General features: G+C 58.9%; 13 protein-coding genes and 3 pseudogenes. 12 read left to right on the top strand and 4 right to left on the bottom strand.

All coding sequences use genetic code 11. The annotated features are described in order from the left end of the window. Nucleotides 1–20 precede the first annotated feature (20 nt). From groES to J1C56_RS23190, 3 genes are all read left to right on the top strand, one after another. Nucleotides 21–317, top strand: a complete 297-nt coding sequence (groES, locus tag J1C56_RS23205; protein WP_006333965.1) for a co-chaperone GroES — start codon at nt 21–23, stop codon at nt 315–317. Nucleotides 318–382: 65 nt separating this feature from the next. Further along, complete coding sequence (gene groL, locus J1C56_RS23200; protein ID WP_006333967.1) at nt 383–2,041, top strand: chaperonin GroEL; 1,659 nt, start codon at nt 383–385, stop codon at nt 2,039–2,041. A gap of 550 nt (nt 2,042–2,591) precedes the next feature. Then, entirely contained in the window at nt 2,592–4,085 is a 1,494-nt protein-coding gene (locus J1C56_RS23190; RefSeq protein ID WP_214392416.1) for an NAD-dependent succinate-semialdehyde dehydrogenase, read from the top strand. A gap of 306 nt (nt 4,086–4,391) precedes the next feature. Here J1C56_RS23190 and J1C56_RS23185 read toward each other — a convergent pair whose 3' ends face one another. Beyond that, nucleotides 4,392–5,069: a transposase gene (locus tag J1C56_RS23185; protein WP_246591828.1), complete on the bottom strand. Its 678-nt coding sequence runs from the start codon at nt 5,067–5,069 to the stop codon at nt 4,392–4,394. A 617-nt stretch (nt 5,070–5,686) separates the two neighbouring features. After that, nucleotides 5,687–6,772, bottom strand: coding sequence for a cytochrome-c peroxidase (locus J1C56_RS23180; protein ID WP_214392415.1), 1,086 nt, complete (start codon nt 6,770–6,772; stop codon nt 5,687–5,689). A 794-nt stretch (nt 6,773–7,566) separates the two neighbouring features. Between J1C56_RS23180 and J1C56_RS23175 the strand changes: the two genes are divergently transcribed. After that, nucleotides 7,567–7,827 carry a transcriptional regulator gene (locus J1C56_RS23175; RefSeq protein ID WP_246591826.1) on the top strand — a complete coding sequence of 87 codons (261 nt, stop codon included), beginning with the start codon at nt 7,567–7,569 and terminating at the stop codon, nt 7,825–7,827. Between the two features lie 68 nt (nt 7,828–7,895). Here the strand turns inward: J1C56_RS23175 and J1C56_RS23170 are convergent, their stop codons facing one another. Continuing rightward, on the bottom strand, nt 7,896–8,258 hold the full coding sequence (locus J1C56_RS23170; RefSeq protein ID WP_214392414.1) for a hypothetical protein: 363 nt from the start codon (nt 8,256–8,258) through the stop codon (nt 7,896–7,898). A 271-nt stretch (nt 8,259–8,529) separates the two neighbouring features. On the opposite strand from J1C56_RS23170, the gene J1C56_RS23165 reads away from it, so the two are divergent. The 8 genes and pseudogenes from J1C56_RS23165 to J1C56_RS33900 all read left to right on the top strand — a co-directional run. After that, nucleotides 8,530–9,024 carry a peroxiredoxin gene (locus J1C56_RS23165; protein WP_338001490.1) on the top strand — a complete coding sequence of 165 codons (495 nt, stop codon included), beginning with the start codon at nt 8,530–8,532 and terminating at the stop codon, nt 9,022–9,024. Between the two features lie 178 nt (nt 9,025–9,202). After that, nucleotides 9,203–9,382, top strand: a complete 180-nt coding sequence (locus J1C56_RS33015; RefSeq protein WP_136617751.1) for a glutaredoxin domain-containing protein — start codon at nt 9,203–9,205, stop codon at nt 9,380–9,382. Beyond that, the gene (locus J1C56_RS23155) at nt 9,303–10,031 is read left to right on the top strand and encodes a LysE family translocator (RefSeq protein ID WP_214392518.1); all 729 of its coding nucleotides are present in this window, start codon (nt 9,303–9,305) and stop codon (nt 10,029–10,031) included. Before J1C56_RS33015 ends, J1C56_RS23155 begins: the two co-directional genes overlap by 80 nt. A gap of 109 nt (nt 10,032–10,140) precedes the next feature. Then, a complete protein-coding gene (locus tag J1C56_RS23150) occupies nt 10,141–10,941 on the top strand; it encodes a YggS family pyridoxal phosphate-dependent enzyme (RefSeq protein WP_214392413.1) in 801 nt (266 codons plus the stop codon). Nucleotides 10,942–10,956: 15 nt separating this feature from the next. Further along, the gene (locus J1C56_RS23145; protein ID WP_136617752.1) at nt 10,957–11,169 is read left to right on the top strand and encodes a dihydrodipicolinate synthase family protein; all 213 of its coding nucleotides are present in this window, start codon (nt 10,957–10,959) and stop codon (nt 11,167–11,169) included. A gap of 97 nt (nt 11,170–11,266) precedes the next feature. Next, a pseudogene (locus J1C56_RS33910) lies at nt 11,267–11,602 on the top strand (HipA N-terminal domain-containing protein); the annotation flags it as partial. Between the two features lie 104 nt (nt 11,603–11,706). Next, nucleotides 11,707–11,850, top strand: a pseudogene (locus J1C56_RS33905) (type II toxin-antitoxin system HipA family toxin); the annotation flags it as partial. Nucleotides 11,851–11,998: 148 nt separating this feature from the next. After that, nucleotides 11,999–12,382 (top strand): annotated as a pseudogene (locus tag J1C56_RS33900) (type II toxin-antitoxin system HipA family toxin); the annotation flags it as partial. Nucleotides 12,383–12,820: 438 nt separating this feature from the next. Here J1C56_RS33900 and J1C56_RS23135 read toward each other — a convergent pair. Further along, a complete protein-coding gene (locus J1C56_RS23135) occupies nt 12,821–13,156 on the bottom strand; it encodes an omptin family outer membrane protease (RefSeq protein ID WP_214392517.1) in 336 nt (111 codons plus the stop codon). Nucleotides 13,157–13,315 lie beyond the last annotated feature (159 nt).

The following is a 13,315-nucleotide window of genomic DNA, read 5'->3' as shown; positions in this document are numbered from 1 at the left end:
TTCTCATCGAGGAAGAAAAAATGGCAAAGTCGAAGTTCCGCCCGCTTCATGACCGCGTGGTCGTTCGCCGGGTCGAATCCGAATCCAAGACCGCCGGCGGGATCATCATCCCGGATACGGCAAAGGAAAAGCCGCAGGAAGGCGAGATCATTGCTGTCGGCTCCGGCGCTCGTGACGAAGCCGGCAAGCTGGTCCCGCTGGACGTCAAGGCTGGCGACCGTATCCTGTTCGGCAAGTGGTCGGGCACCGAAGTCAAGCTCAATGGCGAAGACCTTCTGATCATGAAGGAAGCCGACATCATGGGCATCATCGGCTAACACGCCGCTGCCCTTCATCCGTACCATCCAATCTGAATTTCGGGCGAAATGCCCAGGAGTTAAAAATGGCTGCCAAAGACGTAAAATTCTCCCGTGACGCCCGCGAGCGCATGCTGCGCGGTGTCAACATCCTCGCCGACGCGGTGAAGGTCACGCTCGGCCCCAAGGGCCGCAACGTCGTCATCGACAAGTCGTTCGGCGCCCCGCGCATCACCAAGGACGGCGTCACCGTCGCCAAGGAAATCGAGCTTGAGGACAAGTTCGAGAACATGGGCGCGCAGATGGTCCGCGAAGTCGCTTCGAAGACCAACGACATCGCCGGCGACGGCACCACGACCGCGACCGTTCTGGCGCAGTCGATCGTCCAGGAAGGCCACAAGGCGGTTGCCGCCGGCATGAACCCGATGGACCTGAAGCGCGGCATCGATCTTGCCGTGACCGACGTCGTCGCGACGCTGATCAAGAACGCCAAGAAGATCAAGACCTCGGAAGAGGTTGCCCAGGTCGGCACGATCGCCGGCAATGGCGACGAGTCGGTCGGCAAGATGATCGCGGAAGCGATGCAGAAGGTCGGCAATGAAGGCGTCATCACGGTCGAGGAAGCCAAGACCGCCGAAACCGAGCTCGAAGTCGTGGAAGGCATGCAGTTCGACCGCGGCTATCTCTCGCCCTACTTCGTCACCAACGCCGACAAGATGGTTGCCGATCTCGAGGACGTCTACATCCTGCTGCACGAGAAGAAGCTCTCCAACCTGCAGGCCATGCTCCCGGTTCTCGAAGCCGTCGTGCAGACCTCGAAGCCGCTGCTCATCATCTCGGAAGACGTCGAAGGCGAGGCTCTGGCCACGCTGGTCGTCAACAAGCTGCGTGGCGGCCTGAAGATCGCCGCCGTCAAGGCGCCGGGCTTCGGTGATCGCCGCAAGGCCATGCTGGAAGACATCGCCATCCTGACCGGTGGCCAGGTCATCTCGGAAGACCTCGGCATCAAGCTCGAGAACGTCGGCCTCAACATGCTTGGCCGCGCCAAGAAGGTGTCGATCTCCAAGGAGAACACCACCATCGTCGACGGCGCCGGCAAGAAGGAAGAGATCCAGGGCCGCGTTGCCCAGATCAAGCAGCAGATCGAAGAGACCACGTCGGACTACGACAAGGAGAAGCTGCAGGAACGTCTCGCGAAGCTCGCGGGCGGCGTTGCGGTGATCCGCGTCGGCGGTGCGACGGAAGTCGAAGTCAAGGAAAAGAAGGACCGCGTTGACGATGCGCTGAACGCGACACGCGCGGCCGTGGAAGAAGGCATCGTTCCCGGCGGCGGCGTTGCCCTGCTGCGCGCTTCGCTGAGCATCAACGCTGTCGGCGCAAACTCCGACCAGACCGCTGGCATCAGCATCGTGCGTCGTGCGCTGCAGGCTCCGGCCCGCCAGATCGCGGCCAACGCCGGTGCGGAAGCCTCGATCGTTGCCGGCAAGATCCTTGAGAACAAGGGCGCGACCTTCGGTTTCAACGCCCAGACCGGCGAATATGGCGACATGATCGCCATGGGCATCGTCGATCCGGTCAAGGTCGTGCGCACGGCTCTGCAGGACGCGGCCTCGGTCGCCGGCCTGCTGGTCACCACCGAAGCCATGATCGCGGAGGCTCCGAAGAAGGAGTCGGCTGGCGGCGGCGGCATGCCTGGCGGCATGGGCGGCGGCGGCATGGGCGGCATGGGCGGCATGGATTTCTAATCTAGCCTCTATCAGCTTTCGGATACCGAGAGGGCGGCAGCGACGCCGCCCCCTTTTTTTGGGACGGAGCCGGTCGGAAAAGGTTTGGGCTCGCGTGATATTGTAGTGTGCGCGCCTACACGGCCACACTACATCGTCGCAGTGGAGCTTTCGGGTGGCGAACTGAACAAACATGGCTTTGTGCGCGACTATCAAGACTTAGCAGCGCTCAAGCCACTACATCGATGGCACGTTCGACCATGGCGGTCGGTTTTCGATATGCCTGATATGAGCGGCCGTGGAAGCCGCTCAAAGAATGATACCGCAGTGCTGTTGCCAACGTCGGCGATTTCGATGATCGACTCCGCCTATGCCAGCTCTTCACGAGCTCTATCCGCGCTTGCCTGTTATGGAGCGAAAGCCTTAGCGCGACTCGTGATTGAGGCTGTCATTGCTATGGGCTAATCAGTCGGGAAGCTGCGCTTGCAATGACGGAGGGCCGGAACGATCTCGTCCGATCATCTGGCACAAGTTGTGCCTATTAGTACGTTGCGAAGCTAGTAACTTAACCATGAAGGGGGACGACGGTTTGACCGTGACACAGTCGCTGACGAGACGTCTCAAAAATCCCGAGCTATTTGACGATCTGGCCGGTGTGCCTGGTCGGAAGGCGGAGCAATCCACGAGGCGTTTTTCGGTGTTCAATCCCTCAACGGGCGAGCTGTTGGCTGAGCTTCCAGATATGGATGTCCGGGACGTTTCCAAGGCAATCGATAAGGCTGAAGCTGCGCAGGAACATTGGGCGGCGCTCACCGCGCGCGAGCGCTCCGACATCTTATGGGAATGGCACCAACTGATCCTCGACCACAGCGAGGATCTTGCAGCCATTTTGACGGCTGAAATGGGTAAGCCGCTTGCAGAGGCGAAGTCTGAAATCGCCCATGCCGCAGCCTACCTCCAATGGTATGCCGAGGAGGCCTATCGCATCTATGGCGAGACGATTTCGCCGCCTTCTAACGACAGGCGTATGCTGGTAATCAAACAGCCGATCGGTGTTGTCGGCGCCATTACTCCTTGGAATTTTCCCGCCTCGATGGTGGCTCGCAAGATTTCGCCTGCGCTTGCCGCCGGCTGCGCGATTGTTCTGAAACCCGCGGAGCAAACACCGCTTGTCGCGGGTGCTATGTTCACGCTTGCCCGGATGGCAGGTTTTCCCGATGGCGTTCTAAACTTGATCTACGCATCGGAAGGCGATGCGGTTGGGCGTGAACTTTGCTCGAACCCGAAGGTCCGCAAGATCAGCTTCACTGGGTCGACCGAGGTCGGGCGGCTGCTCATGAGGGAGTGTTCGGATCAGATCAAAAGAACCAGCTTCGAACTTGGTGGTAACGCTCCTTTCATTGTTTTTGATGATGCAGACGTCGACGCTGCCGTCGATGGTGCGCTACAGGCAAAGTTTCGGAATGCAGGCCAGACCTGCGTTTCAGCCAATCGGCTTTACGTACAGTCCAGCGTGTATAATGAATTCTGCGACAAATTCACCAAGCGCGTCAGTGCATTGCGCGTCGGTGACGGTTTCGAGCCAGAAGTTGCGATCGGTCCCCTGATCGATAAGTGCGCGCTTGCAAAGATTGAAGATCATATTCGCGATGCTGTGCGGCAGGGTGGGAAGATCCGTTGCGGTGGCAACCGTATCGGCGAATCGGGAACCTTCTTCGAGCCCACGGTGATCACCGACGTCGAAAGGACAATGCGGGTCGCTCAGGAAGAAACCTTCGGACCGCTGGCTCCCATAATCCGCTTCAACGATCCCGACCAGGTGGTGCGCGAGGCGAATGACACGATTTACGGTCTTGCAGCCTACTTCTACGCTTCCAATCTAAAGCGCGTGTGGCGCGTGGCTGAAGCCCTCGAATACGGAATGGTCGGCATCAATACGGGACGCATGTCATCCGAGGCCGCACCCTTTGGCGGAATGAAGCAATCAGGGATCGGTCGTGAGGGGTCGCGCCACGGCCTCGAGGATTATCTCGAAATGAAGTACCTGTGCATGGGTGGGCTATAATCCCACAGCATCCGCGTCCCATTGACTTCGCCCTGACAATCCGCCGCGGCCATCGATGGAATGGTGGCCTTCGATCAAGGCCCAGCGTAAAACCTTGATGCTGTCATCCTTGCCTTCGGCCGCGTTCACCGATCCCTGATTGACACGTGCTTGCCATGTACCGCTTCAATCCGCCGGGAGTGGTTTTTCCTGTCTCGGCCGCGACAGATCAGGGTGCTGGTGCGCAAAATCTCCGTCCATCCGACAGCCGGCGAGCCTTCGATCACAGTTCTACCGTCTGGTCGAATGGCGGCATCTTCTGAAGCCTTATTGCAGCCCTAGCTTCCTCTTCAGTTCCGCGTTCTCTGTGCGCAGGCGTTCCGCGAGCAGGCTCTTCAATCGCTTGTTTTCTTTCTCGAGGGCGACCAGGTCCTTCAGATCGTCGCCATCGGATCTAGGCGCCGCGGCCTTCTTCCAGTGATAATAGGTCTGTTCCGATATACCCGCCTGCTTTACGGCGCTCTTGAGAGTGGTGCCGCCGCTGATCGACGTCTCGACCTGAGCGAGCATTTGGGCGCGCTCTTTTCCGGAGTAGACCTTCCGGGCGCTCCGCACGGCCGCTGCTGTTGCTGCCGCCGGGGACGCCGTATTGGCGCCATTCTTGCGACCAGGCTCAGTCTTGGCCTTCCGCGAAGGTGGGGTTTTCTTCTTCGTTTCAGGCGTCCTTCCTTTGGGAGCGTGTTCGGTTGCAGCTTCTACTGATTCAGCTTCTAGGGGATTTGCCATGAGATACTCCGCTCGCGGTTTGTGCGCGTGTTCAGCATCAAGGGGTATGACATTAGAGTCAATCAGCCGACGATTTGGCAGATCCATATCTTTGAGCTCCCTTGTTGTGTCGGCTATAGCCGCGGAGAGATCGACATCGCTCCAGATGGAATGGCCCCGTTTTTGATAATTGCGCTTTTGTTTGACCTCCACAGTGAACGGTCGGGTCTGCCGCCTCATAGTTTCTTCCTTGTTAGAACGAATTGCACAGGAGGTCGCGGCTGACGATGACTGAACAACTGGCGCTTCCTCTGTTGCGCCGAGCTATATGGATGAGATAGTCCGAGAGCAAGCGGCACTTGCGGTGTGCATTGACAAATGCTCGGGCCACGTCGCTGGCTGACCGCAGCTTTGTTTTCATATCGGTGCGTTGCAGAGCTGGAACAGCTGCTCGCGCGTCGCAACGCCATCGAGCACGTTTTGAAGGGGTGGATCTGAAGGCATCCGGTTTCCGCTGGGCGAACGCCAACGCCGCGCGGAATATTGTCCGCGATGGCTCGATCAGGTGGTTGCGAGCTTGTCAGCGAATCTAAAGCGGGGGTGCATGCAACGACACATTACGACACAGTCGGCTAGCCGGAGCGTCTGATCGACGTGGCCGGCAAGACGGTCATGCTGTCGTGACGCAAGTGGGCGTCGACGGGTCAGGTTTTCATTTAGCGTTTCAATTGAATTCGGAAATGAAAGTCCCCCTAGCTTTCCAGTTGGATAGGCCTCGCCGGAAGTCATGATCGTTTCGTCCCAGTGAAGGTCGCAATCATCCGTGATTGCGACCTTCGCTAGCCAGCTCCGGCCAATCATTGCGGGAGGATATGCAATACAGGTCGAGGCGTTGTCGGCGTTTCGGCGGGTAAGACGGGATAGGCGACCTCCGGTACTTTTCCGGTCAGCGAATTAAGGAAGGCAACGAGCAGGTCGACTTCTTTTTCCGTCAATTCTTGGCCGAGCTGGGTGGTCCCCATGATGGCGACGGCCTGTTTCAGATCCCAAACCTTGCCCGAATGAAAGTATGGCGCGGTGAGTGCTACGTTGCGCAACGGCGCCACGCGGAAAACATAGGAATCGTCGGCTTCATGGGTCACGGCAAATCGGCCTTTGTCGTTTTCCGGCAGGACATCGGTGTTGGGCTTTTCAACGAGGCCGAATGGGGAATAGCCCTCCCCACCCACGTTGATACCGCCGTGGCAGGACGAGCAGCCTTTGTCCATGAAAAGCGTCAGGCCCTGTTTCTGTTCGGAAGTCATAGCGGCGTCATCGCCGTTGAGGAAGGCATCGAAGGGCGCCGGTGTGACCAGTGTCGCCTCAAAGGCTTCGATTGCCCTGGCGACGTTTTCGAAGGTGACGCGATCGGCTTCGCCCGGGAAAGCTGAATTGAACCACTCGACATATTTCGGCATCGACTTGAGCGTGGCGATGAGTTGACCTGGTGTGTTGGCCATTTCGACAGCGGCTTGGATCGGTGCCTTGGCCTGAGCCTTCAGGTCTTCAGCACGACCATCCCAGAACTGCGCGATGTTGAAGACAGCGTTCAGTACCGTCGGCGCGTTGCGCGGTCCCTTCTGCCAACCATGGCCGATCGAGCTTTCATGATTGTCGTCGCCCCCGGTGGCCAAGTTGTGGCACGAGTTGCACGACAAGACGCCTGACGCCGAGACGCGTGGATCGAAGAACATTGCCTTGCCCAGGGCTATCTTCTCCGGTGTGATCGGGTTGTTGGCGACTGTCGGCGTGATGGACGGTAGAGCCTTGAAGGTGGCCCGTGCCGTTTCTCTGAGGTATACGGGGATCGTTTGCGCAGCAAAAGCGATGGCCGGCAACGCGACAGCCACCGTAGCGAATAGGATTTTCACAAGTGATCTCCCTGCGTTTTGCACGGAAGCCATTGTTGATATGCGGTTCGTGAACGCCTTGCGCTAAAGGCGGCAATCCTCTTTGCATAAAATCGACTCTGACGCGGACCTGACATATTGTCTTCCTTCGTTGCATTGCGCGCGATGTCACCCACGATGAACGCCCAGTCGGTATCTCCTGTCGCCTCTCGAGAAGCATCAAAAGTCGTGCCAACTAAGCAGAAGGAACCTCCGGGGGATTTTCTGGTCATCATTCAATAGGTTGAACGGAATTCGCAGCAAAGCGCAGCCCTACTCCGGTGTCGCGGATCTGACAGCCAACAGTCGGGCTGAAACAGAGAGATGTTTGGTCCCTCAGCGTCTTGTCCGATGGGCACCCGGCCTCCCGCATGGGCGGCAGGGGACCACAAGGTATTGAGGCTCAAGATGAACACCGCCGGCCAGCATCGCTAGGCAGCCCCGCAGATACTTTGAGGCTGGTCCGCGAGCTGGTGCGCCTAGTGCCCGACCGCCAGATCGCGCGGCTCCTCAATCGCGCCGTAAGCCGACGGCGCGTTAAAGCGGCCGCGCAATCATCGATGTGAGCGTGATGACGGCGCTGCGCACTGTGTCGTCGAATTGTGGCCACTGGAGCAATCCTCGTAAAGCGAGCCAAGGTTCTTGATCTAAACGGCGGCGGCCGCCATATTAGCGTAGCGCCTCTCACACGTTCGAGAGTGATCGCATTTTGGATGCCGCCGGCTCGGGCTGTTTCGGCATCCTATTTCAACATCGGCCGCCGCTTGGTTCGAGTTATCGAATGGCCGTTCTCTGCATTTGGAGGCAAAATGACCGCAACGCCTTTCGCGCTGCCCGAGGCAGTGCTTACCGCAATCTCAAACGGAAAACCCGTAATTCAGGCATATCGGGAACATCTTGGCTATTCGACCGAGGACATTGCCGTGACCAGCGGTCTGACAGTCGAGGAGGTCGGGCTGATCGAATCTGGCCATTGTTTCGACAAGGGCTATCGCGATCGGATCGCTCGGGCGCTTGGCTTGGCTGAGAGTATCTTCGATGAAATCTTGGGTATCCCGAACGCTGCCTGACGTCGGCCTCTGAAGATTACCCGCCGCCTGCCAGGTCGGATCAAAATCCAAAGGGTATATCATTACCCTTACGGCGGCGGGGCGGTGGCAGAATTCTTATTTCTACGGAATCGATTCGCTCTGCGGAAGTCCAAATAGCAGAAGAATGTCACGATCATCTGACGGCCGGGACGGATGATTCCCAAATCATCTTCTGGCGTCAGCGCATTCTCGCCGCCGGTAGCCTTGCTGCAGAGAAGAGACGATGAGATTGAGCGGATCCGCGGCCGGGTTTGTGCCCGAATGAACTCCCTCGGGGAGCGAATTCTGAGCGCTGGCGCGGTGATGCGGCGATAGCCATAGATGGACTGCTCGTCGACCAAATGGCGAATGAGCGGCAGCAGCCCTGCATCCTCTGGTTTGAGCAAACGACAAGCGAGATACGCTTTCAATCCGAACCCTCCTGGCCCAAGCAGTTCGCCAGTCTCGCTGCCTGATCAGCACCCCGCCAACCCGCGTGCAGGCGTTGCAACAGATCCTTCAGAGAAATTCATAGACTTTTAGCAACCCCAAACCGCTGGGAATGGTAAGCAAACATAAATTGGTCGAAACCTGTAGCATCTGCGGAGAACGCCAAACGACAAAGTCAGCAGGAGTGCTCAGTCTTTCAATGTGGCTTCACTTTGAGCGCATGGGAAAGTAATCGCAATGGAGACCCAACCCATGACCAATCCCGAGCACCCCGCCAATCCGTTTTCCCTTCCCGACAACCTGCCACCCCCGGTGGACGATGGCGAGGCCGATCATCTGGCCGGCATGCAAATGCCAAGCGTGACGCTCCGCACGACCTTCGGCGAACTGGTGGACTTGTTCGCCTTGTCGGGTCGCGTCGTCGTCTATGCCTATCCGATGACCGGGGTTCCCGGGGTCGAATTGCCGCCGGGTTGGAACGACATTCCCGGTGCGCGCGGATGCACGCCGCAAACCCTGTCGTTTCAGGCCGAAAAGGATGTGTTCGCCGCCTTCGGCGTCACGATCTACGGATTGAGCACGCAAACCCCAGAATATCAGAAAGAGCTGTCCGATCGGCTCGGCCTGGCCTTCCCGATCGTGAGCGATGCCGAGTTCAAGCTGACTGACGCGCTGCGCCTGCCAACCATGACCGTGGAAGGCATGCGGCTGATCAAGCGGCTGACCTCGTCATCAAGGACGGGGTGATTGAACACGTCTTCTATCCGGTGTTCCCGCCGAACAAATCGGCGGCCGAAGTCGTCGCTTGGCTGCAAGAAAACACCGCTCCGGCGCAAAGGTCGGGCGTGCTGATCTACACCACCCCGGACTGTCCCCCACTGCAAGGCCGCGAAGGCGCTCCTGACCGAAAAAACGCGTTGCGTTCATCGAGCTTGACGTTGAGCGCGATCCGGAAGCGGCGAACGTCATGGTCGCCCGCAGCGGCGGCCGCCGGACGGTCCCGCAGATTTTCATTGGCTCAACCCATGTGGGCGGGGGCGACGAACTGCAAGAACTCGAACGGGCCGGTCGCCTGGACGAACCTCTCGCCGCACGGACGAATTAATAGGGCAGGCAATCGTTGCTCTGGCCCTCGCATATCGCGCTCCTCACGCGAACACCCGGATATCGATCGTGGACGTATCGCCTCTCCATTCCCTGCTCATGGCCTATGCAGCTTACATCCTGGGCGCCTTGAGCCCAGGCCCAGTAATATGGCGATCATGAGCACAGCGATGAGCCGCGGCCGTACGGCAGCGTTCGCACTTGCCGCCGGGGTGATCACCATCTCCTGGACCTGGGCGACACTCGCATCGACAGGGCTGGCCGCATTGCTTCTGACCTATCCTAAAACGCTGTACGCCATCCAGATCGTCGTCGGCGGTTCCTATCTCATCTATCTTGCGGTGATTGCATTGCGGGCGGCCCTCCAGGGGAAGGACCTGGCGAAGCTGGCCGAAACTCAACCCTCCCGCGCGGAGTTTAGGATGTTCAATCGTCGGGGCGTGCTGATCCATGTGGCAAACCCCAAAGCCGTCATGGCCTGGGTCGCTACAATCTCTCTCGGGCTTCAGCCGGGGGCTCCAGCCTATAGGCCCTTCGTCATCCTGCTCGGATATGCGGTGCTGTCTGTCATCATATTCAGCGGATACGCGATCGTTTTCTCCTTTCCGGTCATGTCGAGGCTCTACGCCAATCGCGCAACGTTGGATTGACGGTGGACTGGCGCTGTTTTTCGCAGGCGCCGGTCTCACCTTGGTTCAACGCGCAATCACGGAAGCCGGCGGCTATCTGGCCACCGGGCGGTGAAGGGGGCAGATCACAATGGGCACGAACAATCCGCCGCTTTCGCCCGAGGACGTCGAACGCTTCGGGCCTGATCCCCTTACCAGCTTCCGCACCAATCTGGCGTCGGTTGAAGAGCGCATCACGCTTGCTTGCGCACGGGCCGGCCGCGACCGTGCCTCCGTGCGGCTGCTGCCGATCACCAAGACGGTGCCGGCCCATATCCTGCGATATGCCTTCGACGTCGGCATCAGCACCTTCGGCGAGAACAAGATCCAGGAGGCAATGACAAAGTGCGAGGCGCTTCACGATCTCGCCATCGACTGGAGCATCGTCGGACATCTCCAGACCAACAAGGCCAAATATCTGACCCGCTTCGCGCGTGAGTTTCATGCACTCGACAGCCTGCGGCTCGCCGACCTTCTGAACACGAGGCTGGAGCGCGAAGATCGCTTCCTCGACGTCTATGTGCAGGTCAACACGTCTGGCGAGGACAGCAAGTTCGGCCTCCATCCGAACGCAGTGCTGCCCTTCGTGGAGACCCTCGATCAGCTTCCCCGTCTCCGGCCATGCGGGTTGATGACACTTGCGCTGTTTTCCTCCGACATGGCCAAGGTGCGGCCTTGCTTCATTCTGCTGCGCCGGCTGCGGGACAAAGCCGTGAAGCACAACGCCGCGCTCACCGGGCTCTCCATGGGTATGACCGGAGACTTCGAGGAAGCCATCGAGGAAGGCGCCACTGTCGTGCGCGTCGGTCAGGCCATCTTCGGCAAGCGGCCGACGCCTGACGGCCACTACTGGCCGGGTTTCGCCCCCACCGATCGAGGAATTGAACCATGATTTTTCGCAAACGGCCTGTCTGCTTTTCCGATCACCCCCGCCGATCGTTCCGGCCGGGTCGACGTTGACGCGCTACGGAAACTGGTCAGCCGGCTGATCGCGGCTGAGGTCGATTCCATCGGCCTGCTCGGCAGCACCGGCATTTATGTGTATCTGACTCGCGACGAACGACGCTGCGCACAGCTCTACCCAATGACACGCAATTGCATCGCGCGTCGACGGTCCTGAGGGAGCTCCGCCATCCGCGAAGCCGGATCGCTGCAGGCATTGCGCAATCGTCTCGTTCACGCTGTCAATGTAACGACAGCCGGCCCGAAACCAGCCTATGATCTGGAGGAGGACAATGCCTGATGTGTCCGTCCTCAATGTCGCCCTGCATGGAAACAAGATCGGCACGCTCAGGCTCTTGCAAGGAGACCAGATCTTTGCACTCATCCAGGAATACATCGACGAGGCGCGACGGCCGACCTTAACTCTCTCCTTCAAAGACGATCACGGCGGGCTCGTCACCGAGCAACCAGCCACGCATATCCAGGTATCGCCCTTCTTCTCAAACCTGTTGCCGGAAGGTCCATTGCGCAAGTACCTGGCAGATCGGGCTAGCGTGAAGGAGGTGCGCGAGTTTTTCTTGCTGTGGGTGCTGGGGCGCGATCTACCCGGCGCCGTGACCGTCACGCCGACGAATGGAGAGGCCTGGCCGCCCGCCGATAACGCTGTCGGCGGCGGCAGACAAAAAGACAAGGCACTGCGGTTTCGCTCGCCGGCGTGCAGCTCAAATTCTCAGCCATCAGAAACAAGCGCAAGAACAGCGGCCTCGTCATTCGGGCCAGGGGCGTCGGCGGCTCCTGGATTGCCAAACTCCCGGCTGAGCGGTTTGATGGCGTCCCCGAGAACGAATTCTCGATGATGACGATCGCCTCTCGCCTCGGCATCAATGTTCCTGGAATCGACTTGGTCCATGTCGACTCTCTGGAAGGCCTTTCCGCGGGGCTGAGGCGGCTGCGGGGGACAAGGCTTTCGCCCTTCGTCGTTTCGATCGAGACGGCGCAAATCTCGTCCCATAGAGGACTTCGCGCAGGTCTTTCGCCGCTATCCCGAACAGAAGTACGAAAGTGCGAGCTACCGCAACATCGCCACGGTCCTCGGGATCGAAACCAAGGAAGAGAGCATCGCCGAATTCATCCGGCGGTTGGTTTATTGCACACTGATCGGCAATGCCGACATGCACCTCAAAAACTGGTCGCTGATCTATTACGATCGCAGGACGCCTGCTTTGTCTCCGCCCTACGATCTCATATCGACCATCCCCTACATTCCCGATGAAACGGCAGCGCTGAAATTCGCGCGTACGAACAAGGTCAGCGAATTCAACGAAGACGAGCTCCGACGCCTGGCAGCAAAAGCACGCCTGCCTGAGAAGCTGGTTCTCGATTGCGCCTAGTTAGGAAACCGTCCAGCGCTTCTCGACGTGTGGAACGCCGAGAAGAACAACCTATGGCTCGGCAAAGACGTCATCGCCGTGATCGATCGCAACATCGCGATCGTTCCCCTCGCAAGCAAGGTCTATCGGCTAGCGCGTTGATCCCAGAAGATGAAAATGCGGCGAAAGCGATAGCGGACAAGGAAGGCGTGAGCGCAGCGGTTGTCGGGTATGAATGCGTCGCCAGTGCTTGAGGTGAGCGAAGGTGTTATCGATCTTGTGGCGTTGGCGGTAGAGAACCGGATCGTAGTTATGGTTGTGCTTCGCATGAGCCGGAATCAGGGAGTGATGCCGTGCTGGACGAGGGCATCGCGGAAGCCCGATCAAGCTATAGGCACGTTCCGCGAGCAGATGGCGGACTGGCGTCACGTATGTGCTCAGCGTCAGACGCGATTGCACTCAAAACGTCAGCTTGAAGCCGGCCGACATGGTGAAGGCATAGAAGTCCATGCCTGCGCCATCTTTGAAGGTCGTGCTGCTTCGGGCGCCCGTCGGGATGTCGTACACTGTCATATCGCCTTTCGCGCGGAAGTTCTCATCGAAATTGCCGGCTAGGAAGAGGCTAGCGCGTTCGGTGATTTGATAACCAGCCTTGGCGCCGAGCGAGATGAAGGGAATGGTACGAAAGTCCTCTTCGTACACCCTGCTCCGCCAGTGATGGTCAATATCGCTTGGGTTAGTCGAAAGGCCGCCGCGGAGCAGACCCGAGAGCGTCCAATTGCCGAATTTTGTGATCGATTCCGCACCAAGGGAAAACGCCCGGAATCAGCAGCGCGCTTTGTGTCCCGCGTCCAATCGTCGACGACAGTGAGGATGTGGAACGATCGAAGACGAAGTCGAGCGATCACCACTGCTTAAACTCGGCGGTTCCAGCATCGGCACGGCGGCGGACGG

Source organism: Aminobacter anthyllidis (assembly GCF_018555685.1).
GTDB classification, from domain to species: Bacteria; Pseudomonadota; Alphaproteobacteria; order Rhizobiales; family Rhizobiaceae; genus Aminobacter; species Aminobacter anthyllidis.
This window is presented reverse-complemented; position numbering and strand designations above follow the sequence as displayed.

Coding starts and splice junctions, on each gene's coding strand:
- groES (WP_006333965.1), top strand. CDS start 21: ATGGCAAAGTCGAAGTTCCGCCCGCTTCATGACCGCGTGGTCGTTCGC.
- groL (WP_006333967.1), top strand. CDS start 383: ATGGCTGCCAAAGACGTAAAATTCTCCCGTGACGCCCGCGAGCGCATG.
- J1C56_RS23190 (WP_214392416.1), top strand. CDS start 2,592: ATGAAGGGGGACGACGGTTTGACCGTGACACAGTCGCTGACGAGACGT.
- J1C56_RS23185 (WP_246591828.1), bottom strand. CDS start 5,069: ATGAGGCGGCAGACCCGACCGTTCACTGTGGAGGTCAAACAAAAGCGC.
- J1C56_RS23180 (WP_214392415.1), bottom strand. CDS start 6,772: ATGGCTTCCGTGCAAAACGCAGGGAGATCACTTGTGAAAATCCTATTC.
- J1C56_RS23175 (WP_246591826.1), top strand. CDS start 7,567: ATGACCGCAACGCCTTTCGCGCTGCCCGAGGCAGTGCTTACCGCAATC.
- J1C56_RS23165 (WP_338001490.1), top strand. CDS start 8,530: ATGACCAATCCCGAGCACCCCGCCAATCCGTTTTCCCTTCCCGACAAC.
- J1C56_RS23155 (WP_214392518.1), top strand. CDS start 9,303: ATGTGGGCGGGGGCGACGAACTGCAAGAACTCGAACGGGCCGGTCGCC.
- J1C56_RS23150 (WP_214392413.1), top strand. CDS start 10,141: ATGGGCACGAACAATCCGCCGCTTTCGCCCGAGGACGTCGAACGCTTC.